This is a genomic window from Sphingomonas sp. PSPC2-2 (assembly GCF_049897725.1).
GTDB lineage: Bacteria > Pseudomonadota > Alphaproteobacteria > Sphingomonadales > Sphingomonadaceae > Sphingomonas.
Map to the genome: position 1 here is coordinate 365,152 of NZ_JAFCWU010000003.1, position 22,603 is coordinate 387,754.

General features: G+C 64.1%; 23 protein-coding genes. 10 read left to right on the forward strand and 13 right to left on the reverse strand.

Features of this window, described 5'->3' with window-relative positions:
• Positions 1 to 2 precede the first annotated feature (2 nt).
• The 4 genes from ACP7BY_RS08305 to ACP7BY_RS08320 form a co-directional block, all read right to left on the reverse strand.
• Entirely contained in the window at positions 3 to 290 is a 288-nt protein-coding gene (locus ACP7BY_RS08305; protein ID WP_033964033.1) for a type IV secretion system protein VirB3, read from the reverse strand.
• Positions 287 to 622, reverse strand: a complete 336-nt coding sequence (locus ACP7BY_RS08310; RefSeq protein WP_033964034.1) for a TrbC/VirB2 family protein — start codon at positions 620 to 622, stop codon at positions 287 to 289. Before ACP7BY_RS08310 ends, ACP7BY_RS08305 begins: the two co-directional genes overlap by 4 nt.
• Positions 619 to 1,233 carry a lytic transglycosylase domain-containing protein gene (locus tag ACP7BY_RS08315; protein WP_081988632.1) on the reverse strand — a complete coding sequence of 205 codons (615 nt, stop codon included), beginning with the start codon at positions 1,231 to 1,233 and terminating at the stop codon, positions 619 to 621. Before ACP7BY_RS08315 ends, ACP7BY_RS08310 begins: the two co-directional genes overlap by 4 nt.
• Before the next feature lie 74 nt (positions 1,234 to 1,307).
• Positions 1,308 to 2,117, reverse strand: a complete 810-nt coding sequence (locus ACP7BY_RS08320) for a DUF4198 domain-containing protein (protein WP_249340835.1) — start codon at positions 2,115 to 2,117, stop codon at positions 1,308 to 1,310.
• 170 nt (positions 2,118 to 2,287) lie between these two features.
• Between ACP7BY_RS08320 and ACP7BY_RS08325 the strand changes: the two genes are divergently transcribed.
• Positions 2,288 to 2,920 carry a HupE/UreJ family protein gene (locus ACP7BY_RS08325; RefSeq protein ID WP_310065786.1) on the forward strand — a complete coding sequence of 211 codons (633 nt, stop codon included), beginning with the start codon at positions 2,288 to 2,290 and terminating at the stop codon, positions 2,918 to 2,920.
• Positions 2,920 to 3,402: a hypothetical protein gene (locus tag ACP7BY_RS08330; RefSeq protein ID WP_033964035.1), complete on the forward strand. Its 483-nt coding sequence runs from the start codon at positions 2,920 to 2,922 to the stop codon at positions 3,400 to 3,402. The genes ACP7BY_RS08325 and ACP7BY_RS08330 overlap by 1 nt, the downstream gene beginning before the upstream one ends.
• Positions 3,403 to 3,415: 13 nt before the next feature.
• Here ACP7BY_RS08330 and ACP7BY_RS08335 read toward each other — a convergent pair whose 3' ends face one another.
• Both ACP7BY_RS08335 and ACP7BY_RS08340 read right to left on the reverse strand, forming a co-directional pair.
• Positions 3,416 to 4,000, reverse strand: coding sequence for an RNA polymerase sigma factor (locus tag ACP7BY_RS08335; RefSeq protein WP_052192209.1), 585 nt, complete (start codon positions 3,998 to 4,000; stop codon positions 3,416 to 3,418).
• 119 nt (positions 4,001 to 4,119) lie between these two features.
• A complete protein-coding gene (locus tag ACP7BY_RS08340; protein ID WP_033964036.1) occupies positions 4,120 to 4,593 on the reverse strand; it encodes a cupin domain-containing protein in 474 nt (157 codons plus the stop codon).
• A gap of 232 nt (positions 4,594 to 4,825) precedes the next feature.
• On the opposite strand from ACP7BY_RS08340, the gene ACP7BY_RS08345 reads away from it, so the two are divergent.
• The 3 genes from ACP7BY_RS08345 (at position 4,826) to ACP7BY_RS08355 (ending at position 7,512) form a co-directional block, all read left to right on the forward strand.
• Positions 4,826 to 5,524 (forward strand): hypothetical protein, encoded by a 699-nt coding sequence (locus ACP7BY_RS08345; RefSeq protein ID WP_137902755.1) that lies wholly within the window; start codon positions 4,826 to 4,828, stop codon positions 5,522 to 5,524.
• A gap of 102 nt (positions 5,525 to 5,626) precedes the next feature.
• Positions 5,627 to 7,237, forward strand: coding sequence for a DUF4331 domain-containing protein (locus ACP7BY_RS08350; protein ID WP_249340838.1), 1,611 nt, complete (start codon positions 5,627 to 5,629; stop codon positions 7,235 to 7,237).
• 26 nt (positions 7,238 to 7,263) lie between these two features.
• Positions 7,264 to 7,512 (forward strand): hypothetical protein, encoded by a 249-nt coding sequence (locus ACP7BY_RS08355; RefSeq protein WP_126845155.1) that lies wholly within the window; start codon positions 7,264 to 7,266, stop codon positions 7,510 to 7,512.
• A gap of 178 nt (positions 7,513 to 7,690) precedes the next feature.
• Here ACP7BY_RS08355 and ACP7BY_RS08360 read toward each other — a convergent pair whose 3' ends face one another.
• Positions 7,691 to 9,829, reverse strand: coding sequence for a TonB-dependent receptor (locus ACP7BY_RS08360; RefSeq protein WP_126845154.1), 2,139 nt, complete (start codon positions 9,827 to 9,829; stop codon positions 7,691 to 7,693).
• A gap of 174 nt (positions 9,830 to 10,003) precedes the next feature.
• Here ACP7BY_RS08360 and nikR point away from each other — a divergent pair, with 174 nt between their 5' ends.
• Positions 10,004 to 10,477: a nickel-responsive transcriptional regulator NikR gene (gene nikR / locus ACP7BY_RS08365; RefSeq protein ID WP_010406720.1), complete on the forward strand. Its 474-nt coding sequence runs from the start codon at positions 10,004 to 10,006 to the stop codon at positions 10,475 to 10,477.
• Positions 10,478 to 10,543: 66 nt separating this feature from the next.
• Here nikR and ACP7BY_RS08370 read toward each other — a convergent pair whose 3' ends face one another.
• Positions 10,544 to 12,856 carry a TonB-dependent receptor gene (locus tag ACP7BY_RS08370; RefSeq protein WP_033964046.1) on the reverse strand — a complete coding sequence of 771 codons (2,313 nt, stop codon included), beginning with the start codon at positions 12,854 to 12,856 and terminating at the stop codon, positions 10,544 to 10,546.
• A 344-nt stretch (positions 12,857 to 13,200) separates the two neighbouring features.
• Between ACP7BY_RS08370 and ACP7BY_RS08375 the strand changes: the two genes are divergently transcribed.
• Positions 13,201 to 14,208, forward strand: a complete 1,008-nt coding sequence (locus ACP7BY_RS08375) for a LacI family DNA-binding transcriptional regulator (protein ID WP_231564950.1) — start codon at positions 13,201 to 13,203, stop codon at positions 14,206 to 14,208.
• Here the strand turns inward: ACP7BY_RS08375 and pgmB are convergent.
• Both pgmB and ACP7BY_RS08385 read right to left on the reverse strand, forming a co-directional pair.
• The gene (pgmB, locus tag ACP7BY_RS08380) at positions 14,199 to 14,867 is read right to left on the reverse strand and encodes a beta-phosphoglucomutase (RefSeq protein WP_137902756.1); all 669 of its coding nucleotides are present in this window, start codon (positions 14,865 to 14,867) and stop codon (positions 14,199 to 14,201) included. The genes ACP7BY_RS08375 and pgmB overlap by 10 nt on opposite strands.
• Entirely contained in the window at positions 14,864 to 17,029 is a 2,166-nt protein-coding gene (locus ACP7BY_RS08385) for a glycoside hydrolase family 65 protein (RefSeq protein WP_033964049.1), read from the reverse strand. The genes pgmB and ACP7BY_RS08385 overlap by 4 nt, the downstream gene beginning before the upstream one ends.
• Positions 17,030 to 17,178: 149 nt before the next feature.
• Between ACP7BY_RS08385 and ACP7BY_RS08390 the strand changes: the two genes are divergently transcribed.
• The gene (locus ACP7BY_RS08390; RefSeq protein ID WP_033964051.1) at positions 17,179 to 18,438 is read left to right on the forward strand and encodes an MFS transporter; all 1,260 of its coding nucleotides are present in this window, start codon (positions 17,179 to 17,181) and stop codon (positions 18,436 to 18,438) included.
• Positions 18,439 to 18,444: 6 nt separating this feature from the next.
• On the opposite strand, the gene ACP7BY_RS08395 is transcribed toward ACP7BY_RS08390, so the two are convergent.
• On the reverse strand, positions 18,445 to 19,317 hold the full coding sequence (locus ACP7BY_RS08395) for an aldo/keto reductase family oxidoreductase (RefSeq protein ID WP_033964052.1): 873 nt from the start codon (positions 19,315 to 19,317) through the stop codon (positions 18,445 to 18,447).
• 89 nt (positions 19,318 to 19,406) lie between these two features.
• On the opposite strand from ACP7BY_RS08395, the gene ACP7BY_RS08400 reads away from it, so the two are divergent.
• Complete coding sequence (locus ACP7BY_RS08400; RefSeq protein ID WP_033964054.1) at positions 19,407 to 20,318, forward strand: LysR family transcriptional regulator; 912 nt, start codon at positions 19,407 to 19,409, stop codon at positions 20,316 to 20,318.
• Here ACP7BY_RS08400 and ACP7BY_RS08405 read toward each other — a convergent pair.
• Entirely contained in the window at positions 20,288 to 21,220 is a 933-nt protein-coding gene (locus ACP7BY_RS08405) for a LysR family transcriptional regulator (RefSeq protein ID WP_033964096.1), read from the reverse strand. The genes ACP7BY_RS08400 and ACP7BY_RS08405 overlap by 31 nt on opposite strands.
• Before the next feature lie 131 nt (positions 21,221 to 21,351).
• Here ACP7BY_RS08405 and ACP7BY_RS08410 point away from each other — a divergent pair, with 131 nt between their 5' ends.
• On the forward strand, positions 21,352 to 22,059 hold the full coding sequence (locus ACP7BY_RS08410) for an SDR family oxidoreductase (protein WP_033964056.1): 708 nt from the start codon (positions 21,352 to 21,354) through the stop codon (positions 22,057 to 22,059).
• Between the two features lie 77 nt (positions 22,060 to 22,136).
• On the opposite strand, the gene ACP7BY_RS08415 is transcribed toward ACP7BY_RS08410, so the two are convergent.
• Entirely contained in the window at positions 22,137 to 22,499 is a 363-nt protein-coding gene (locus ACP7BY_RS08415) for a winged helix-turn-helix transcriptional regulator (protein ID WP_249340843.1), read from the reverse strand.
• Between the last annotated feature and the right edge of the window lie 104 nt (positions 22,500 to 22,603).

Below are 22,603 nucleotides of genomic sequence, written 5' to 3' on the forward strand. Positions count from 1 at the left end.
GTTCAGGGACAGTAAGAGTTGCAACGCCAATAGGCGTGGTTGCGCCCGCGCGGGCATTGCGCGAGCTTGGTCATCCACAAATCGAAGAAGCGCGGCTCGCGCAGACACGCGAGATAGCCGCCCAGATGGATGACGAGCGACAGCAGCAGCACCAAAAACGATTTGGTGACGAGAAACGCCTCCATCGTGATGACGGCGTTGAGCACGAAGAAGCTGTAAGTGACGCCCGCGAACATTTGCGGGCGGGTCAGCGCACCGAACACTGGATCGCGGGCGAGCGGCGCGTTCACAGCCCTGGCCCTGTTGCGGCAGATTTGATTCCGGCGACGATCGCGGCGGCCCCGAACACGATGAAGCAGCCGAGGATCACCGTTGCGCCGCGCCGCCAGTCGATGCGGCCGGTGAGCATCCCCAACCCGGTCGCGCCGACCGCGATCACCGCCAGCGAGGTCGCCACCGCGCCGAGCAGCGTGCCCTGCACCCAATCGACCGCAGACACGATCACGCCCGATCCCGACGGGTCGAGCGAGGCGGATTGCGCGTGCGCCATCGTGCTCCACAGCAGGCCAAGGCCTGCCGCGACGGGACGCGCAAGAATAGGAGTGCGCCGAAGCGATATCATCGATCATTCCTCTGCTTGAACTTGGGGGCGACGCCCTCGACCGTGCTGCCGAGCCGCCCGAGCACCGCCCCGACATAAGCGCGCGTTTCACGGTAAGGCGGCACCCCGCGCCAGCGATCGACCGCACCCGGACCGGCATTGTAAGCGGCGAGACTGAGTACGAGATCGCCGCGATAGCGCCGCATCAACCGCGCGAGATACAGCGCGCCGCCCTGATAATTCTGTTCCGAATCATACGGGTTCACCCCCAATGCGCGGGCGGTGGCGGGCATCAACTGCATCTCGCCAATCGCGCCGGCGCGCGACACTACGCCGGCGCGAAAGCGCGATTCCTGCCACGCCACGGCTTCGATCAACGCTGGGCTGACCCCCGTCGCGAGCCCGGCGCGAGTGGCGGCTTGCGCGGTCGAGTTGGTGGAGGCGCGGGGTTCGCGCACCGGGGCCGGCGGCACGATCGCGCGACTGCCCTCGGCGGTGAATTGTGTCGGCCCGGTATAGACGCTGGTCTGGCCGTCGGTGCCGATTTCGATCACTTGCGCCGATACAGGCACGGCGAAGCCGAGCGCGGTCGCTGCCGCAGCTCTTATGCTCCACACGCCGCTTCGCGTCATCGTCTCGCGATCCTTCGCTGCGGGGCGATGGTATCGCCAACCGCGGTTGATAGCGCCCGGAGCCAGCCGTCGCCTTACGGCGCGCGGCGCGACATCGGGGGCCGGGGATAGCCGAAGGTCAGGCTCGAAAATGTCGTTTCGAAATCCGCTTTGGGATTGCCCTTGATCGGCTTTGTCCAGATTACGTTGAGCTGCCAGTTTCCGATGCGCGGCACGCGAAATAAAGCGCGCCCGGCGGCGTCGGTCACATGCGTGGCGAGCGGACGTTCGTCGAAATCGAGGTTGTTCAGCTTGACCGTGCCGCCCGCCAGCGGCTTGCCTTCGTAAAACACGCGCACCGGTAAATCGGCCCCCGGCGGCAAGGTGTAGGGATCGCGCTCCAGCACCAGTTCCAGGCTGAGGCCGATGCGCCGGGTCGCCACGTCGGTGGCGGGCGCGTTGCCCACCTGGATCAACGCCTTGGCGCGACGCGAATACAGCTCGCGTCCGGGGGCATCGGTCATGCCGGTGCGTTGGCGCAGTGCGAGCGCGGGGGTTAATCCCTCCACCTTCAGATAATCGGTAAAGCGGATGCCGGGCAGTTCGCTCGGCGTCGCATTGGTCGCCAGCGCGTACAGATATTCGCCGGATGGTCCGAAATGGAGCGTGGTATCGGTCGTGGCCGACCCCAGCTTCAGCTCGGGGCGCCGGTCGCTGTGGCCGTCGGGGCCATACCGGTCGAACCGGGTGATGCGGTTCGCCTCGATCAGCGATTTCGAACGATAGCTGCCGTGCCCGACCAAAATCGACATGGTGGTGGTGCCGCCGGTCGGAACCCAGAAGGCGTTGGGCTGGATCCAGAAATCATGCGCCAGTGCCAGACCGGGCACCGCCAAAACGGCCACTGCGCCTAAGCGCCACATGGTCCCGCGACGCAGCTTCATCCGGCGCAAAGGCATCGATTTGGCGCGCTGGCCCGTAAGCCTGGCACATTCCCGGGCGACAAGGTTGGATAATGACACGGTCTGGAATTCTCCCAAGCGATGTTGTCTTTACGGAGCAGGGCCGGATTTTGGTGCAGCGCCGGGTAAACAATCCGGTCGCGCCCACACGCCCGTCGCCGCTTGTGCCGCTGGCCTGTGCGGTCACCCTGGCGAGCGTGCTCGCGACGCCCGCCAGCGCGCATACCGGTACGGGTTTGGCGGGCGGGTTCGTTTCCGGGTTGCTCCATCCGCTCAGCGGAATGGATCATTTGCTGGCGATGGTGTCGGTCGGTCTGTGGGGCGCGATCCTGGGGCGACCGTTACTGGTCGCCTTGCCGGTGATCTTCCCCGCGATGATGGCGGGCGGGGCGATCCTTGGGATGGTCGGCGCGCCGGTGCCGCCGGTCGAGCTTGGCATCGCGCTGTCGGTGCTGATGCTGGGCATGGCGATTGCGTTCGGCCTGCGCCCGCCGGTGTGGCTGGCGTGTGTGATGGTGGGCGTGTTCGCGCTGTTTCACGGCTATGCGCATGGCCGCGAACTGCCGTCCGCCGCCGATCCGATCGGCTATAGCGCGGGCTTCGTGCTCAGTACCGGGCTGCTGCATATCGCCGGTATCGCGGTCGGGACCTTGAATGACACGCGGCGCGGCGCGCTGTTCGTCAAAGGTCTGGGCGCGGGCATTGGCGTGACGGGGTTGTATTTCCTGGCCCGCGTGTTGCTGTGATGCGCGACGGTCTGCTTCCATCGGCGATGCTGTGCGTCGCGCTGGCGCTGGCGCTGGGGTTCGTGCCGACCCGCATCTGGGGGATCGCTGTAGCGGCCTTGCTGTTCGGATGTGCCGCCGCCTTGCTGCTGCCGGTCACGCCCGATCACGCCGACGCAATTTTCCTGGGCTGCTGGGTCAGCACGGTGGTGCTGGCGGGCTGCGTCCATCTGCCCCGCGGCATGAACCGCGCCACCGCTGTGGTGCTGGGCCTTAACGCAGGCGTGTGGGCCTGTCTGGTGGCGCGTGTCGGCGGGGGCGCGGCAAACCTGCTGGTCGCGGTCCCGCTTGTGCTGTTGTGCGTTCCGGCGCGCTGGCTGGTGCTGACCGGGCGCGGAATCGCGCTGAAAGTGGCGGCAAGCTGGCTGCTGGCGATCGGGGTGATGGAAATGGTCCTGATGCTGACGCCGACGCCGGGCTACAAGCCCGATCACATGGAGTGAGCCTGGCTTGGCGTCAGGAGGACAGCGCCACTGCCTGATCGAAAAACACCCGCAATTGTTGCACCCCGCGCCGCATTCTCGCTTTGGCGGTGCCGACGGGGACGCAGAGCACCGTAGCCAGTTCCTCATGCGTGTAGCCATAGACCAAGGCGAGCGTCAGAACCTCGCGTTGCTTGTCGCCCAGTTTCGAAAAGCCGCTGAACATGTCGAGCCGCTCGATCACCGGGTCCGCAAGTGAGGCGATGTGGTCGACATGATCGGCAATGTCTTCCAACTGTGTGCGGTTGCGGCGGACATGGTCGATCGCCGCATTGCGCGCGATGCGCGATATCCATGCCATTGCCGGGCCTTTGGCCGGATCGAACTGCTTGGCCTGCGACCAGACGCGGACGAAGGTGTCCTGCGTCACGTCTTCTGCGATCACGGGCTGGCCGACGATCCGTAACGCAATGTTGAACAGGCGGCGGTTGGTTGCTTGATAGAGTGCGCGAAACGCGCGGTGGTCACCCGCGGCAGTGGCGCTGAGCAGTCGCGAAAGAGCGAGGTCGAACCTGTCGATGGCGGCGGTCTGTTCCGCAGTTTGCAGTGCACTCGACATGATACCCCCACCCGTCCCAAGATCGTGTCGGGCTGCCTGAAGGCACCGACATCCCCAATACGGGCGGGCAATCCGAAAGGATGCGGGGCGGGTGAGGCCGGTTAGGGTAACCCCGGGGATTATAGGTCGAACGGGTCGCCGGGCGTGTCTTCGTCAAGCGGGGCCAGCGGGCCACGAATATAGAGCAGCGCACCGTCGCGGCTGGTTAGCGTGCCGTGATCATGCCCGGTAAAGGCAATATGGAGATCGCCCTCGCGTGCGATGTCGCCATCGACCTCGATTTCGCCGGACAGGACCAGGCACTCCTCTACGGAGGCGTGCGAGTGCGGTGGCACCTCGGCACCGGGTTCAAGCTTCAGGTAATAGGACTCCCATCCGGCATTGGCATCGACATAGAGTTGGCGCTTCAGCACCTTCGGGCCGATGCTCAGCCACACAGCCGAGTCCTTGGTAATCGTTAAGCGCGGACGCGCCGCCACCAACGCGGCAATGCGCGCTTCGATTTGTTGCCAGCGGGGATCGCCACCGGAATCGACGGAAGCGGATGTATCCGATCGCCCGCGTTCGGGGCCCGCGTCTTCAGCCATCGTCATATTGAACCGGTACCCTTCACCCACTATTCCAAGGCTCTTACGCAAAATTTCCCAATTGCGATGCGCTACCATAGCCATGTCGCGCGATCCACATTCCGGTACGCCGTAACCCAGGGCCGCGCGGCTTCGGTGTGGCCATGGGCAAAGCATCCATTTGGTCGATCGCTTCGTAAACGCAGCATGATCTCATTCGGTCCCGCGAAGTGACGCGACAAGCATGTGGCGATCGACATTGTCATGGCCTGTGCAGGCGATAACGCGCCGTCGCCTGGCGGCGATCGGCATGTCGCTCTGCGTCATATCGTTCGAGCTGATCCTGGTCCTATGGGGATTTCCCGTTGGCACGTCGGTACTCCGTGCCGGAACCAGCCGCGCGAACGGCACATCGGCGCAGCTCTCGGTTTTCGAGCTCCCGGCAATCGCGACAGCACGCCCGGCAAAACGCACCACAAAGACGACGATACCGGAGCACAAGCCGGTCGAGCCCGCGCCGCATGCGGTGGCGCATATCGCGACCGATCCCGATCTCGCGGCGATGCAGGAACAGGATGAAGCCAGCCTCGCGGCTTTCGAACCGCTATCGGGGCAACACGGTTCGGAAGCGCCCTGTAGCCTGGCGCAGGATCTCGCGAGCGACCTCCAGGCCAACCCGCTTGCGCAGCGCGCGCTGGAGCGCATTCCGATCCAATCGACGTCGGTCGCTGGCGCATTGCTGCTGTGGGACGGTCGCTGGATCGTCGCCGAGGCAGATCCCGGCTCGGCGATGCTGCGGGAGATCGTGCTGCGCGAAGTGCTGGCTGCCAAGCCGGAATGCCTCGCCGCGTTGAACGTCGGCCCGCAGTTTCTGTTTATCAGAAGCGCCAGCAAAACGATCACGATCGTGATCGGCTCCGGCCAATGGCGCTGGGGCGACCTCACGACCAGCTCGTAATTTTTGCCACAATATTTTTAGCGGGGTGATCCGGATTTCGCACGGCTGCGTAACGAAGGTGCGGTCCCAATCGGGGATCGATCCATATCCCCGGAGATAGCAGTGAAAGCACGCACACGTAAACTCGTCGGGCTCATGTTGGCGACCACGGTCCTGGTGACCGATGCCTCCGCCAGCTTTGCCTCCAGCCACCGTGAAGCCCCCGGCATCACCAAGTCGCCGAAGACCGATTCGACCGACTTCTACATGTTCCGCAGCTACGAGCCCGGCCGGGATCAATATGTCACGCTGATCGCCAACTATCAGCCGCTGCAGGATCCGGGCGGCGGCCCCAACTATTTCACGATGGACCCCGATGCGGTTTATGAAATCCACATCGACAATGTCGGCGATGCCAAGGAACATCTGACCTATCAGTTCAAGTTCAGCAACACGCTGCAAAATGGCGGCCTGATGCTCAACATCGGCGGCACCAATGTGGCGACCGCGCTGCGCCAGAGCGGCCCGGTGACCAAGACCACCGACCCGAATACCGCCGAAGTCGAATCCTATACCGTTACGCTGATCACGGGCGATCGCCACACCGGCACCCGCGCTGCGATCACCAACGCCGCGGGTGGCGGGACGACCTTCACCAAGCCGCTCGACAATACCGGCGTGAAGACGTTCCCCGATTATAACAGCTATGCCAAGCAGTTCGTTTACAACGTAAACATTCCCGGTTGCGGCATGCCGGGTCGTGTGTTCGTGGGTCAGCGCGCCGAAGCGTTCGCGGTCAATCTCGGCGGCATCTTCGACATGGTCAACTTCGTGCCGATCGAGGGCGATTCGGCACCGGGCGCGGGCGACAAGGGCGGTTTTCCGCTGGGCATCACCCAGAACCGCGCGAATGACGAACTGGTCGGCAAGAAGAACGTCACCAGCATCGCAATGGAAGTTCCGATCAGCTGCCTGACGCCCCAGGGCAGCAACGGCGTGATCGGCGGATGGCAGACGGCCAGCCTGCCGCAGGCGCGTCTGGTCGATCCCAAGGCAAGCTATGCCGCGCCGACGCTGTCGGGTGGTGCGTACACCCAGGTGTCGCGCCTGGCGATGCCGCTGGTGAACGAGCTTGTCATCGGCCTGCCCGACAAGGACAAGTTCAACGCATCGGACCCCAAGGATGATGCGCAGTTCGGCACCTATGTCACCAATCCGACCTATCCCGAGGTGCTCAACCAGCTCTTCCTCGCGCCGGTAAACCAATTGGCCAAGGCGAACTTCAAGACGCTCGCTCCGACCAACTTCCCGCGTGCCGATCTTGTGGCCACCTTCCTCACCGGCTTCAAGAATTTGAACCAGCTCGGCACCGTCACGGCTTCGGAAATGATGCGCCTGAACACCAATGTTCCGGTCACGCCGCAGGCGAAGCAGGCCAATCTCGGCGTCGCAGCCGGCGATCTGGCCGGCTACCCGAACGGTCGTCGTCCGGGCGATGATACGGTCGATATCACGCTGCGCGTTGCGATGGGCGCGTTGTGCTACCCCGTGCCGATCGGCGCGAACGGTGCTCCGACGGATCTTGGCCTGTGCAAGCCCGGCGATGCCCCGACCGGACAGGTGCCGTATACCGACGGTGCGCCGATCAGCGCCAATGATGTGCAGGGAACCTTCCCCTATCTGAACGCCCCGCTGCCTGGGACGCCGCTCTCCGCGCACCGGGTTGGCCAGTGACCGCCGTCTCCGAAAGGAATGGAAGCATGAGAAAAATCGCGCTCATCCTGTCGGTCTCCGGACTGGCGCTCGGACTGGCCGGTTGTTCTGGGTATAACGCCCCGACGCCGACGCCAACACCCACGCCGACGCCAAGCCCGGCATTCCAGGAGCAATTCGGGACCGGATTCAACAGCGCCTTCCAGGCGTCGCCCAACGCGACCCCGGCGGCGGTTAAGCCCGGCGACATCATCCCGGTCGATCCGGCGGCGACACCACAAACCCTGCCGAAATGAACGGTTGGGTCGGGCCTTTGTGGCCCGGCCCGATTGTCCAAGGCGACGGCCGCTGCGGTTCAACCGCAGCGGCCGTTTTGTTATCTTCGGTTCGGGCCGAGCCTGTCGAAGCCCCATCCCCCTCTGGCAAATCTCATGCGGAGCCGGCCCTTCGACAGGCTCAGGGCGAACGGGGACGCTAAAATCCGTAGCGCAAGCTGACGCGCACCTGGCGCGGTTCGACCGGGTGCAGGTGGTAATCGTCGACGCCGCCGCTCGCTTCGCCCTGCAGGCGCGAGGTGTAAAAGTAGGTGATGTCGGCGTCTTTCGCATCGAACACGTTCAGGACATCGACGCCAAGTTTCAACCGGCCCAGCGTGTAATATCCCCCGAAATTGACGAGCGTGGTCGGCTGCGAGCGGGCGCTGCCGTCTTCGATCAGCGGCGCGCTGCCAAAGTGGCGCAACCGTACCGACCCGGTGATTCCGTGTCCGAAATCGACCGCCGCGCCGCCGGCCAGGACGTTGCCGACCGAATTGGGAATGCGATCCTGCCCGACCGCCACGTCGTGAAAGCGCGCATGGGTGAAGGCCGCCGATCCGTCGAGCGCGAGCCACGATGTCGGCCGCCAGAACAGCGTGGCCTCGGTTCCATAGCGACGGGTCGCGTCATTGGGTTCGGTCGTCCCGTCATCGCCCGAGAAGACCAGTTCAGACCCCAGCGTCAGATAATAGCCGACGATCGATGCGGTGAAGCGCTTATACTCCACGCGCGCGCCCAGCTCGACGCCGCGCGCCTTCACCAAAACCGGCAGGCGGTCGGCGGGCGCGCCGCTCTTCGGGTCTACCGTGATCGCGGCACCGCGCACGTCGTTGGAGTGAAAGCTCTCGCCATAATTGGCATAGAGTTCGAGATGGTCGGTCGCGCGCCACGCAAGCGCAGCCTTTGGCCCGAGGATGGTGTCGGATCCGCTTCCGGAATTGGCGGCCTGCGTTTGTGCGTGCACATCATAGCCGTAAAGGTCGCCGCGCAACCCGAGGACGAGGCGCAGGCGCGGGGTCAGGGCAGCAGTCGCCTCGCCATATAAGGCAGCGCTATATTCCTCCACCCGGTCCTGCCGCACGGTGCCGATCGGCACGCCCTTGACGGTGTGATACAGGCCGATCTTGCCGATATGATCGTAGCGCGTGTCGCCACCGATCACGAACGTCACGGGCAGGCCGGCGATGGTGGTCGGCATGGTGTGGCGGATCGACCCGCCGAAAACGCCGCGCTGGTCGCGCTGTTGAAACTCGTCGCCATTGACCGGATCATCAAGGAAATAGGTGAAGTTGGAGGTCAGGCGGAAGCGGTAATAGAGGCCGAAGAGCGAAACCTCGGTATTGTCGAAATGGCCGTTGCCGGTCAGCCCGATCCGCGTGGTTTCGCCGCCAAGAAAGGGATCGATATTGCCAAAGCGGCTGATCAAGCCGCTGTCGATCGCGCGGAGCGGCACTTGATCGGTGGAGTTCCAGGTCGCGTGATAGGCGGTCAAGCCGAGGCTGAAGCCGTCGCGCGTATATTTGGCAAGCGCATTCACCTTACGCAGCCGTTCCTTCAGCACCCACGGCCCATCGGACACCGTGCCATCGAGCCCGAGCAGCAGATCGCCGCCCGCCACCCCGGTGCTGCCCGCCGCCAACGCCCGATAATAGCCGAAACTCCCGGCGGTGACTTGCGCGATCGGCTGGGCGAGGTGGTCGGCGGTGGTGAATTTGACCGTGCCTGCGGCCGAAAAATCCCCGACATCGGCAAAATAGGGGCCTTTGCGATAGTCGATCCGTTCGACCAGCTCGGGAATGAGGAAATTGAGATCGAGATAGCCCTGGCCATGGCCGTGCGTGCGCATGTTGATCGGCACGCCATCGACGAACCCTGCGAAATCGGTGCCGTGGTCGAGGTTGAAGCCGCGCAGGAAATATTGATTGGCCTTGCCCGTGCCCGAATGCTGGGTCGCGATCACGCCCGGCACATTCTCGACCAACTCGCCAACCCGCGAGAGCGGTTTGTCCGCGAAATCCTTATAGCCGACAACACCCTGCGATCCCGAGGTGGCAATGCCGATCTGGGCGATGGCACGACCGTAGACGATGATGTCGTCGGGGTGCTGGGCGTCGGTCGGCGCCGGAAAATCGGGGGCTTGCGGCATATCTTGCGCGGCGGCGAGGTTCGTGACGACCGATTGCGCGATCAGCAAGGTGGCCGCCCCGCACAGCAGCTCCCGCCATTGTAGCGATCGCCCGGTGCCACGGTCCCGCGCGGCTTGGATCGCGCTTGCGGACGGGGTCTTTTGTGGCACGGGCGTTTCCCTTTTGTATGCAGTTTTTTAAAAAAGTTCACACGTGAAAGGGTACGTTTCGCGCCGTCGATTTGGTTGCCTCCGCTTGCAAAGAAATTCGGGGGAGCTGCGTTGGATAAAAATACCGTGCGGTCTCCCACTGCGATATGTGGGGACAATAGGAGCTCCCCAACGATGCAACGCGTCACCGTTTCGCTAGATCTCAGGATTGCGCCGCTGTTCGATGCGATGCTCAAGGAGCAGGGGTATCAGACGCGCTCGGAGGCAGTTCGCGATCTGGTGCGCGAGGCCGTGGAGACGCATCATCGCAACTCGACGACGGAGGGGGAGTGTGTCGCGAACCTTGCCTATGTCTATAGCCACAGCACGCGCTTGCTCGCGCAACGGTTGCTCGACATCAAGCATCAGCATCATGATCTCATCGTCTCGTCGACGCAGATCATTCTGGATCATACCAGCTTGTTCGAGACGGTTATTTTGAAGGGGCCGACGCTTGCCGTTCGGGCGCTGGCGGATTTGATCCGCGCGGAACGGGGCGTGCGTTTCGGCTCGGTCAATGTGGTGGCGGTCGAACCCAATGGCGATCACCACACCGAAGGCGCGCACCACCACGCCAGCAAAAGCCATTTGTCGCCACTGCACGGCTGAGCGGACCGGCCGCGCGCATAAAATGAGCGGCGCGCCGATGGTCGGCGCGCCGCTCGGCCGTCTTCATCAGAAGGCGTAGCTTACCGTGACCCGGTACGACCGCCCGAAGATCGGGCGCACGTCGGGCAGCGCGGCCCCTGGCCCGGCCAGGAAGCGCGGGTTGCCCTCGGTCAGGCCATGCGAGTTGGTCAGATTGTCGCCTGCTACCTGCAAGGTGTAGCCCTTGATCTTGGCGCGAAGCCCCGCGCTGACCGTCGCATAAGCAGGCAACAACTGGGTGTTGGCGAGATCGCTGTAGCGCTTCCCGATCGCTTCATAGGTGCCATAGAGCGTTAGGTCGCTGTCGTCCGCGATGCGGGTGGTATAGGTCGGCGTCACGCGAACCTGATAAGACGGAATACGTTGCGCATTCTTCCCGTCGATAGCCGGGATGCCTGGCGTGTCGGTCTTCGCATCTTCGAGCACGGCGTTGCCGGTAAAGCCGAGGCCGCTCGTATGATGGTAGGATGCGTCGAGCTCGATGCCCTTGGTCTTCGAACCTGCAATTTGCGGGGGTACGCCAACGTCATTGTACACCGCGCCCACGACCTCGTCATAAAAGCCGGTCAGTGCGGCCTCGAAACCGCCGCCGCGATACTTCACACCGCCTTCATAGGAGCGCACGCTCCAGTTCAGGTCGAGCCGCGGCCCGGTATTGCCGAGCTGTGACCGCACATCGTCGAACGACGGCGAGTGATACCCCTGCGATATCCGGGCATAGACGTCGAGATTGCGCAGCGCACGGTAGTTGACGCCGACGGTCCACGGCGTGGCTTCGCGGTGGATTTTCGCTGCGTTGGGGAGGCCGTTACCGGTGATGGTGAAATCGATATCGGTCCACTGGTGGCGCACCCCTGCGTCGATCCGCAGCGCTTCGGTGATGTTGAACGAATCCGACAGATAGACCGCGTTCACATCGGCGCGGCCGCGATCGGAAATGTCGAAGGCGGACAGGGTTCCATTATTGAGATTGACGAGATCGCCCGACCCGCCAACCTGCGCCCAGCGATTGCCGCCCAGACTCCATGCGTCATCCGAGGTGAAGTGCGAGAAATAATAACCGAGGTTGAGCGTATTGGCACCGCGCTTGAAGTTCAGCACTGCTTCATTCGAAACGTTTTGCAGCTTCTTTTCGACCAACCACGATCCGAATTGCTGGACATAATCGGTCGCGGCAAGCGTTTGCCCGGTATTGAGCGTGCGCACCGTGGTCTGGCCGGGCGTGCCGGCAGTCGCCAGGGCGGTCGCAACCGTTACCGCGCCTGCCCCCGCCGGAACCAGGCCAGCCGTGCGCAGCGTGCCGCTGGTGAAACCAAACCGGTCGGTGACCGACAGGCCGCCGCCGAAATCGTAATCGAGGCTGGCACCGGTTACGACGCCCTTCCAGCCGCGCCCCTGGGCGAGATCGACTCGCTCGGTCGCACCGCTGCCCGCCGCACCGGGCGAAATGATCGTCGCATAGCGGGTATATTGGTTGAGCTGGTTGTAGCGCCCCAGATCGAGACCCGGCACGTTGGCCGCGAACGGCAGGAACCATTCACCGTGATCGTCGGTGTAGCGCGCGAAAATGTTGAATTTGCCGCCCGCGAACTTCTTGGTGATGTTCGCGGTGAATTGCTGGCCCTTTTCGGTGTCGAACCCAGCGCGTCGCACGCTGTCCCCGCGCGAAATATAGCCGCCGACCATGTAATAGAGGTCGTCCGCGACCTTGCCGCTGAGATAGCCGTCGGTTCGCCAGGCGCTATAGTCGGTGATCGACGCGCCGATGCTGCCATGCGTCACTTCGCCGCCTTCACGCAGGCGCAAATTGGTGGTGAGACCGGCCTGGCCGTCCGAATAGAGCGACTGCGGGCCGCCATTGACGCCCTCGATTCCGGCGACGGTCTCGTCGATCCGGACCAACCCCGTCTGGTCCATGAAGGAGAGGCTGCTGACCCCGTAGACCGGGATCCCGTTGAACTGCAGCGTCACGAACGGTGCGTCCCCGGTGCTGGGGATGCCGCGCACGAAGATGTTGGAGGTGCCGACGCCGCCAGAGCTTTCCACCCAGACGCCGGGAATCGATTTGAGCGCGTCGCCCGAACTCTTCGGGGCCTGCAGCTTCAAGTCGTCGGCGGAAAGGGTGGTGATCGAGTAACCGGCCTCGAGCTTGTTGATTCCGCTGCCCGCGGGGCGCCCGGTGACGACAATGTCGGTTTGGTCGGCTGTGTCAGCCGGTGCGCTGACCGCTGGTTGCGCTGTCGGCGAAGGGACGTCCTGGGCGGCAGCGGGGCTGGCCAGTGCGATCGCCAGCGCGACCCCCGAAACGGCGACCAAAGAGCGATTGCGCGAAACTTTCATCTTCCTCTCCCTCACGCCGCATTCCTGCTCGGGAACCGGCTATGACAGGAGGGATACACGTCTATGAATTGCATTTCAATGGTTTGTTACAGTTCGCGGAATGTTGAAAAATATGGCGACAAAACAATCGTATAAGGCGCTAGCGTTGCCGCTCGACCTGCCAGGGCCGGGGTTTGGCGGGGCAAACCCAAACGGCAGCTCGCCCGCTTCGTGAGAAGCACGTGTTGCATCACCTTCCCGTCCATGCGTATTTCATCGCATTCAGGCGGGGTGGGCAGTTTCACCGTCTATCGGGAATCCGTTTCAACGACCGCCTGCCTGCCCGGGAAATGAGGAGCCCTGTCTTGCGTCGACGCGCCATGGATTTGAACATGGGGGACATTGCCCAGCTTGCGAACGTGTCAAAGCCAACGGTGTCGCGCGTTCTCAACAACAGCCCGCTGGTCAATGCGGAAACGCGCGAGCGTGTCCTGCGCGTGGCGCGCGAACATGGCTATGCGATCAATCGCAACGCACAGAAGCTGCGGCAGGCGCGTAACGACACTGTCGCGGTGGTGCTCGATTTCGGATCGCATCGCGCGGGGCGGATTGCCGACCCGTTCATCTTTGAATTGCTGGCAGGCGTTTCGGAGGCATTGTCGGTCCGCAACCAGGACCTGTTATTGTCGCCCCCCAGCCTCACCGACGTGCAAAGCCATCTCGACCTGATCAGTTCGCGCGTGGCGGACGGCTTTATTTTCCTCGGCCAGGGTGTGCGCGAACCGATGCTGCGCGATCTTGCGCGCGCCGGTGCGGCGTTTGTCGTGTGGGGCGGGGTCGATCCCAAGGAACCCTATTGCTCGGTCGGCAGCGACAATCGGCTTGGCGGGCAGCTTGCCGGTGAGCTGTTCGTCAAACGCCAGGCCAAACGCTGGTTGTATGTCGGCAACATCGCCCATTCCGAAATCCGCATGCGCTTCGACGGCCTGCGCGAGGTTGCCGCCAAGCATGGCGATGTCAGCGTCGCGCATCTCGATGTCGAGCAGATGGCTTATGCCTCCACCTATCAAAGCATGGTGGCGTGGCTGCACAAGAATCCGCCGCCCGACGCCGTTTTCGCCTTTTCGGATACCGCCGCGATCGCGATCGTTGCCGCGTTCCGCGAATTCGGACTGGAAGCGCCGACCGACTACGCATTGTGCGGCTACAACAACATTCCACCCGCCGCCGATTTCACGCCCGCGCTGACGACGATCGAGCAGGAAACCCATTTGGCGGGCGCAATTCTGGTCGAAAAGCTGATGCAGATCCTCGAAGGCGGCAGGCCCAAATCGAGCCTGTTGCCGACGCGGCTGATCGTCCGTCAGACCTGAGGCGCGCTCGGGGACAGCCGCAAAACGCGGTCGAGATCGACATCGGCGGTTGCCGCGAAGACCAAATCGGCTTTGGCCAAAATCTCGCGGTCGCCAATCCCGATCGCCACCATGTTGGCGGACTTGATCGCGTCCACGCCGGCCGCCGCGTCCTCAAAGCCGACACACTCGGCCGGCCCCACGCCCAAGCCCGTTGCGCAAGCAAGAAAGATGTCCGGCGCAGGTTTCGAGTGCGCGACTTTTGCCGCATCCGCGATAAAATCGACGGCGCGCGAGAGCCCGGCCCGCTCCAGCACGACCGTGGCATTCCGACTGGCGGAGGCGACCCCTAGCAGCAACCCGCGTTCGCGCGCCTGCGCCAGCAATGCCGCAGCACCGGGCAGCACGTCGGCGTCGCTCATCGTCGTCAGGGCATCGAGGTAGAAGCCGTTCTTGCGGGCGGCGAGGTGCTCTTTCGCGGGCAGGTCCAGCGTGCGGCCCCCAAGCCGCAGGATGTGCTCGAGCGACCCCATGCGATCGACGCCCTTCAGCGCTTCATTATCGTCCGCGTCGAAGGGAATATCGAGTTCATCGGCGATCCGTTTCCACGCGACGAAATGCAGACGCGCGCTGTCGACCAGCACGCCATCCAGATCGAAAAGTGCGGCGCGGAAGGTCATGATACGGTCGCTCGCGCGCTCTGAATTTCCGAGGACGTCGCCACATCGACGCCCGCGATGCGGATCTGCACGGCGTGGTCGCCCCGTACCGATACGCGCGCGGTGGCACCGGAGACCGTCACCTCGACTGGCGCGCCGCGATAGGTGATCGAAAAGCCATATTCGGGCAGGCCGGGGATATCGACCGGATCGAAACAGAGCGTGTCGCCCTCGACTCGCATCCCGGCAAAGCCCATCGCCAGCGTCGTCCAGCTTCCCGCCAGGGCGGCCATATGCAGCCCGTGATCGGTATTGCCGAACAGATCGGACAAATCGGTCAGCGCCGCGACGCGCCAATAATGCGCGGCGCGCGCACCATCACCGGCCCGCGCCGCGGCGGTGGCGAAGGCGCTGGCGGACAACGTCGAATCGTGGGTCGTCGTCGCCTCATAGGTCTCCACCATCCGCTGCCGCATGGTGTCGGTAAAGACGTCTGGCAGCAGCGCCACCGCCAGCACCGCATCGGCCTGCTTCGACACCCGCCGCCGATAAATGGCGAGCGGGTGGAAGTGCAGGAGCAGCGGATATTTCTCCGGCGGGGTGTCGGCGAACGGCCATGGATCGAGGTCAAAATAGCCATCGTCCTGCGCATAGACGTGCCGCGCATCGTCAAACGGCAGGAACATCGCGTCGGCCGCGCGCACCATCCGCGCGGCTTCCGCTGCATCCAGCAGCGACAGCGACAGCCCTTCGCGCGCGGCGAAGCGCAAATGCCGCGCGGCCATCAAGTTGGTATAGAGGTTGTTGTCGACGATCGCTGAATATTCGTCGGGTCCAGTCACGCGGTTGATGACGAAGGCGTCGTCGCGATCGCGGTCATGGTATCCGATCGCCAGCCAGATCCGCGCAGTTTCCACGAGCATCGCCGCCCCGCCTTGGTCGAGAATGGTGCGGTCGCCTGTCGCCGCAAGATAGGTTTCCAGCGCGTAGGCGATGTCGGCGTTGATGTGATATTGCGCAGGCCCGGCGGGGAAATAGGAGGAGCATTCGTGCCCGCCGATCGTCCGCCAAGGATAGAGCGCACCCTCGGTCTGGCCCATAGCGCGGGCATTGTCGCGGGCGGCATCCAGACCCGAAATCCGCCATGCCAGCATCGCCCGGGCAATCGCCGGTTGCGTGAAGGCAAATACCGGCAGCACGTAGAGATCGGCATCCCAGAAGACATGGCCTTCGTAGCCCTCACCGGTCTGTCCCTTGGCCCCGATCGAGGTCTTGCCGTCGCGCCCGACCGCCATCGTCAATTCCGCAAGCGCATAGCGGATCGCCAGTTCGGTTTCGGGCTGGTCCGGAATGCTGACAGTGCTGCTCGACCAGAAGTCGGCGAACCATGCGGTTTGTTCGGCCAGCAACGCGTCATAGCCCCGCGCTTGCGCCGCGGTGAGCGTGGCAAGCAGCGGCTCCAGTACGGGTTCGTCGCGCGCGGCCTGATAGCCCGACACGAAATCGACCTCGACCAGATTGCCGGCGGTACGGCGTCCGATTTCCTGCATCGCGCTCGCCACCACGAAGCCGCTGCGGTGCAGGCGGTCGGTGCGCGCGGCGATACCGGGACCGGCGCGGAGATCGAGCTTGCGCCACGGGCTGTCCGCAAGCGTGGGCGCGATGCGCGGATCGTAAATCGCGTCGCTTTGCGGCTCGGCAGCGACGGGTGCCTCGCTGCCAGGAGGCGGCGTCACCAAGGGGGTCACCACCACGTCTTTACCTGCGGGAAACCGGACGCGGGTGAGGACGAGAGCGGTTTGCGCCATCGCCACGAATTGTTCGATCGTTACGTCGATACCACCGGCCAGCACCGTTTCGGCGCGGACGCAACGCGTGAGATCAAGCGTGACACTGCTCGCCGCCTCGGCGCGCTGGCCCTCGATCAGGATCGCTGGTCGGGTTGCATCCGCCACCGCGAGCCGCAGGTCGGTTTCCCGCGCATAGCCGTGTGCCGCCTCATGATAGGCGATCGGCATGCGTTCATAAACGCCGTTGAGATAGACCCTGGGCGCATCTGCCCCGTCTCCCGGACCGCGCATCCCGATAAAGCCGTTGCCGATCGAAAAGAGCGCGGGAACATGGTGTAGCTGCAGTGTCTGCCCCTCGGCAGCCAGGCACCAGCCATCGCGCGCAAAACGCATGGCAGCAAACGACGCTTCCGGTAATGACCGCCCCACGCAAACTCTCTCCTGACACGGCGCATGCGCGCCCGATTTGCCATTGATATGCATTTCATAATAGGAGGTGGTCAAGACAATAAGCCGGATCGGCGCTCCGGCAGGGGAGGACCATGAACCGAACACGACTGATCGTCGGGCTTGCCCTGACCTATGCGGTTTTTGCCGTGCTGCTCAACAGCGTGGGCACCGTGATCCTGCAATCGATCGAATCCTTCCATATCACCAAGGGCGCGGCGAGTTCGCTCGAGGGATTCAAGGACCTGTCGATCGCGGCGACGAGCTTTCTGCTCGCCGCGCAGCTTCCGCGCTTCGGATTGCGCCGCGCGATGGTCGTCGCGCTCGGGGTCGTAGCGCTTGCATGTCTGGCGATGCCGCTGGCACCGGGTTTCTGGACCACCCGACTGATGTTCCTTGCGGTCGGGGTCGGCTTCGGCGTGGCCAAGGTTTCGGTCTATAGTTTCGTTGGCCTGCTGACCAAGGACAGCACGCAGCACGCTTCCCTGCTCAATGTGATCGAGGGCGTGTTCATGCTCGGGGTGCTGAGCGGATACTGGATCTTCGCGGCCTTCATCAACCCGGTCAATCCGGCGGACCCGCAGTGGCTGAACGTCTATTACGGGCTCGCGGCGGCAAGCGGGGTTGCATTGGTGCTGTTGGCTCTAACCCCTTTTGACGAGGGCGCAGCGATCGAATCGACGGGCACTTCACCCGAGAGTGCGCGCCAGAAATTCGGCGAAATGCTCGCGCTCGCCTGGCGGCCGCTGACGCTGAGCTTTATCGCGGCGATCTTCTGCTATGTGCTGGTCGAGCAAGGCATCGGGTCGTGGCTTCCGACCTTCAATCGGGAATTGCTCGGTCTGTCGGCGCAAATGAGCGTGCAGGCGGCGTCGATCTTCGCGGTGTGCCTGGCGCTTGGGCGGCTGGGGGCTGGCGTCGTCGTACGGCGGACCGGCTGGTTTCCGCTGGTCTGCGGCTGTCTTGCCGGGATGGCGCTGCTGATGCTGGCGGTGCTGCCGCTCGCCGCCGGGCATCATGGCCGTGTAACCGGCTGGGCGGGAGCGCCGATCGCGGCGTATCTTTTGCCGATGATCGGCTTGTTGATGGCGCCGATCTACCCGGCGCTGAATTCGGCGATCCTGTCGTCGATGCGGCCGCAGGAGCAGCCCGCGATGGTTGGCCTGATCGTCGTCTTTTCCGCGCTGGGCGGCACCACCGGGTCGTTCATCGTCGGGCATCTCCTGGCGGCGTTCAGCGGAACGGTTGGGTTTTATGTCCTGCTTGTGCCGATCGTGCTGCTGATTGGTGCGGCAACGATGATCCAGCGACTGGCGACACACCCCAACACCCCTCGGGCAATCAAGGAAGGATAGGGTTGCCTAGCTGCCAATCCCATTAAGCGTCGCCAGCGCGTCGTCCGGCAGGTTCAGCGAGGCGGCAGCCAGGTTTTCGTGCAAGTGCGCGGTCGACGAGGTCCCGGGGATCAGCAGGATGTTGGGCGAGCGCCGCAACAGCCATGCGAGCGCCACCTGCAGGGGCGTCGCGCGGAGGTCGCGGGCGACCGCGTTCAATCGGGACGATTGCAACGGGCTGAAGCCCCCCAGCGGGAAAAACGGTACGAAGGCGATGCTGTCCTCTGACAGCGCGTCGATCAGCGCGTCGTCGCTGCGATGGGCGATATTGTACTGGTTCTGCACACAGACGATCGGCGCGAGCGCTCTCGCCTCCGCAACCTGTGCTGCGGTCACGTTGCTGAGACCAAGGTGACGGATCAAACCTTCCTCACGCATGCCGACAAGGGCTTCGAAGGGGACGCGGATCGAGCCCTCGGCCGGTCCTGCATTGCCACCGCCCAGCATGGAACGGAAATTGACCACCTCAAGCGTGTCCAGCCCCAGATGGCGCAGGTTGTCTTCAACCGCGCGGCGCAGGTCGTCGGGCGAGGCTGCGAGGTTCCAGGAACCATCGTCCCCGCGTACCGCGCCGACCTTCGTGACGAGAACAAGATCCTCGGCATAGGGCGATAGTGCCTCGCGGATGAGCATATTGACGACGTGCGGGCCATAAAAGTCACTGGTGTCGATATGGTTCACGCCTGCGTCCACGGCGTCGCGCAGCACTGCAATCGCGGCGTCGCGGTCTTTCGGCGGCCCGAATACGTGCGGCCCGGCGAGTTGCATGGCACCATATCCCATCCGCCTTACCGCGCGGTCGCCAAGGGTGAAGCTGCCTGCCTGATCAATCGGGTGCATGGGATTGTCTCCTTCCTGCTCAAGCTAGGGCATGGCGACTATGGTGATAATCCGGCATGATCAGCACGGGCTGTGCGGAAAGGCAGACAATGAACCAGAGCCTGACCGACCTGAACGCGTTTCTGGCGGTGGCGCGCGCGCGCGGCTTTCGCGAAGCGTCCCGAACTGCGGGTGTCAGCGCCTCGACGTTGAGCGAGGCCGTGCGTCGGCTGGAGGCGTCGCTCGGGGTCCGGCTGCTCCACCGCACGACGCGCAGCGTCGCTCCAACCGAGGCCGGCGCGCGCCTGCTCGAACGGCTCGCGCCTGCTCTGGGCGAGGTGGAAGCGGCGCTTGGCGCGGTGGGAGACTTGCGCGATGGCCTGACCGGCACGCTCAAGCTGAACGTACCGGTTAGCGCGGCGCGGCTGATCTTGTCGGCAATCCTGCCCGGTTTTCTCCAGGCCCATCCCGGCATAAAGGTCGAGATCATCGCCGAAGACGGTTTTGTGGACATGTTGGCGGCGGGTTGCGACGCGGGCATTCGCTACGACGACAAGCTGGAACAGGACATGATCGCGCTGCCGATCGGGCCGCGAGTGCAACGCTTCGCGACCGCTGCCTCCCCGAAGCATCTGGATCGGTATGGTCGGCCTTCGCACCCGCGCGACTTGCTCCGGCATCCGTGCATTCTCGGTCGCTTCGCCAGTGGTCGGTTGACGTCTCCCTGGGAATTCGAGCGCGACGGCGAGATCGTTCGGATCGAGCCGCGGGCCCGGCTGGTCGTTGGCGTTGGGGGAGCTATAGATCTCGGCGTCGAAGCGGCCATCGCCGGCGTTGGCGTGATCCACCTTTTCGAAGACTGGCTTCGGCCGCCTCTGGCGAGCCATGCGCTCGAGCCGGTGTTGGAGGCGTGGTGGCAGCCTTTTCCCGGTCCTTTTCTCTACCATTCCAGTCGCAAGCTCGTGCCACCGCCGCTCCGGGCGTTTATCGATTACGTCGCCCGCCTGGCCCCGTCCGGTTGAACCGCTTGCCGGCACGTCGCGATCAGCATTTGGCGCAGCCAGCGGTGTGCCGGATCGGCGTCGAGGCGCGGATGCCACATCACGCTGATCGAAAGATCCGGCGTCGTCACCGGCAGCTCGAACGCTACGAGGCCCTCCGTTGCCGCCGCTCCGCCTCGCAGGCACGCGTGCGGCACCAGCGCGATAAGGTCCGAACGGCGGGCGATGTCGAGCGCGTCGAGGAAGCTCGATACGATCGCGACGATGTCGCGCCGCAGCCCAAGTGCGTCGAGTGCGTCGTCCACCGGTCCGCTCGACGCGCCGCGCCGCGATGCGATAACGTGGCGGCACGCTGCGTAGCGGTGTGGCGTGATTGCGCCGTCCAATAGCGCGTGCCCGCGCCGTGCCACACCGACGAAGCGATCGCGAAACAGCAATTGGCTGCGCAGCTCGGGAGCCGAGGCTTCCACTGTGCCGATTTCCACGTCGATCGTGCCGTTGCGCAGCGGCACCGCCGCTTTGTCCGGTTTCGGCGCGAAGCGCAGCCGCACGTGCGGTGCCGCCGTGGTGATCGCTGCGACCAAAGCTGCCGCGAACACCGAGACGAACCCTTCATTGGCGCGAATCGTGAAGGTCCGCACGAGTGTCGCCGGATCGATATGTTCGATCGTCGGCGTAAGCACCGACCGCGCTTCCTGCGCGATCCTGTGGACGCGTTCAGCCAATTGTTCCGCATAGGGCGTCGGGACGAGCGCCCGTCCGGCCTGGACCAGCAACGGGTCGCCGGTCGCAACGCGCAGCCGCGCCAGCGTCCGGCTCATCGCCGAAACGCTTAGGCCGAGCTGCCGGGCGGCGGCGGTGACGCTGCATTCGCTGAGCAGCACATCAAGCGCGGTCAGCAGGTTCAGATCGATTGGCGGCATCCCCATCCCCTAGCCGGATCTGCATGCCAGACATGGCGTCAGACGCAATTGTTCTTTGCATTCTATGCGTCTGGCGCGTGCGCTGCGCATCCTCGACATCGGGCCCGGCAGAGCAACAAAGGAAGACCCTCATGACCATTTCAACCGATCGCGGCACGCTCCTTCTGGTGGGCGCATCCCGAGGCCTCGGCCACGCATTGGCGGCGGAGTTCGTCAAAAAGGGCTGGCACGTTATCGGTACGGTGCGAGAGACGGACCGGACCGATTTGCACGATCTTGCCGAGGCCCATCCGGGCCAGGTTGCGATCGAAGCGCTCGACGTCACCGAACCCTCCCAGATCGCGGCGTTGCACGACCGCCTCGCGGATCGCGCCATCGACCTGCTGTTCGTCAACGCGGGCACCGCCAACCGCAACGCGATGGAGACGATCGCGGAGGTCCCCACCGACGAATTTGTGCACGTCATGCTGACCAACACGCTCGGCGTGATGCGGGCGGTGGAAGGCCTTCAGGATCTTGTGCCGCGCACGGGCCTGATCGGCGTGATGTCGTCGGGCCAGGGCAGCATCGCCAACAATACAAACGGTGGCTTTGAGGTCTATCGCGGCAGCAAGGCCGCGCTCAACCAAGCTATGCGCAGCTTTGCCGCCCGCCATGCCGGCGATCCACGTGCGATGGTGCTGATGGCACCAGGCTGGATCCGCACCGCGCTTGGCGGACCGCACGCGCCCTTCAGCATCGCGGAGACCATGCCGCAACTGGCCGACACTTTGCTCGCCCAAAGGGGTACGCCGGGGCTGCGCTTCATCGACCGCTTTGGCGCGTCGGTGCCGTGGTGATCACGGGATCGATCGGGGATTGGGTGATGCTCGCAATGCGCTCTTCCAGACCATGAGGGCGGGGCGCAACGGCCGCGTTATGGTCTTTGCGCCCGCGTGGGAGTCTCGGCCTCGATCTTCCGCGCCCCGTCATAGCGATGGCGGTTTTCGTCGATCAGTTCGAGATGCTTTCCCGCCCAGGCTCCTAGCGCGCGCAGCGGCTCCGACAGCGAATACCCCAAATCCGTCAGGGCATATTCAACTTGTGGCGGCACGGTCGGATGTACCGTCCGGCTGACCATGCCGTCGCGGTCGAGCGCTTTCAGTGTCCGGGTCAGCATTTGCTGCGAGATCCCGCCGATCGTCCGCTTGATGTCGTTGAAGCGGCGCGGTCGTTCGGCAAGCACCATGACGATCATCACCGTCCATTTGTCGCCGACGAGAGACAGCACGCTGCTCATTCTCCGGCAGTCGGCGTTGATGCCTGGAGTGGCGGGCATATCCATGTGACCAGGTCCTAAAAATATGCGTTCTTGGCGGTTCGCCCTCGGTTCCATACCTGCTC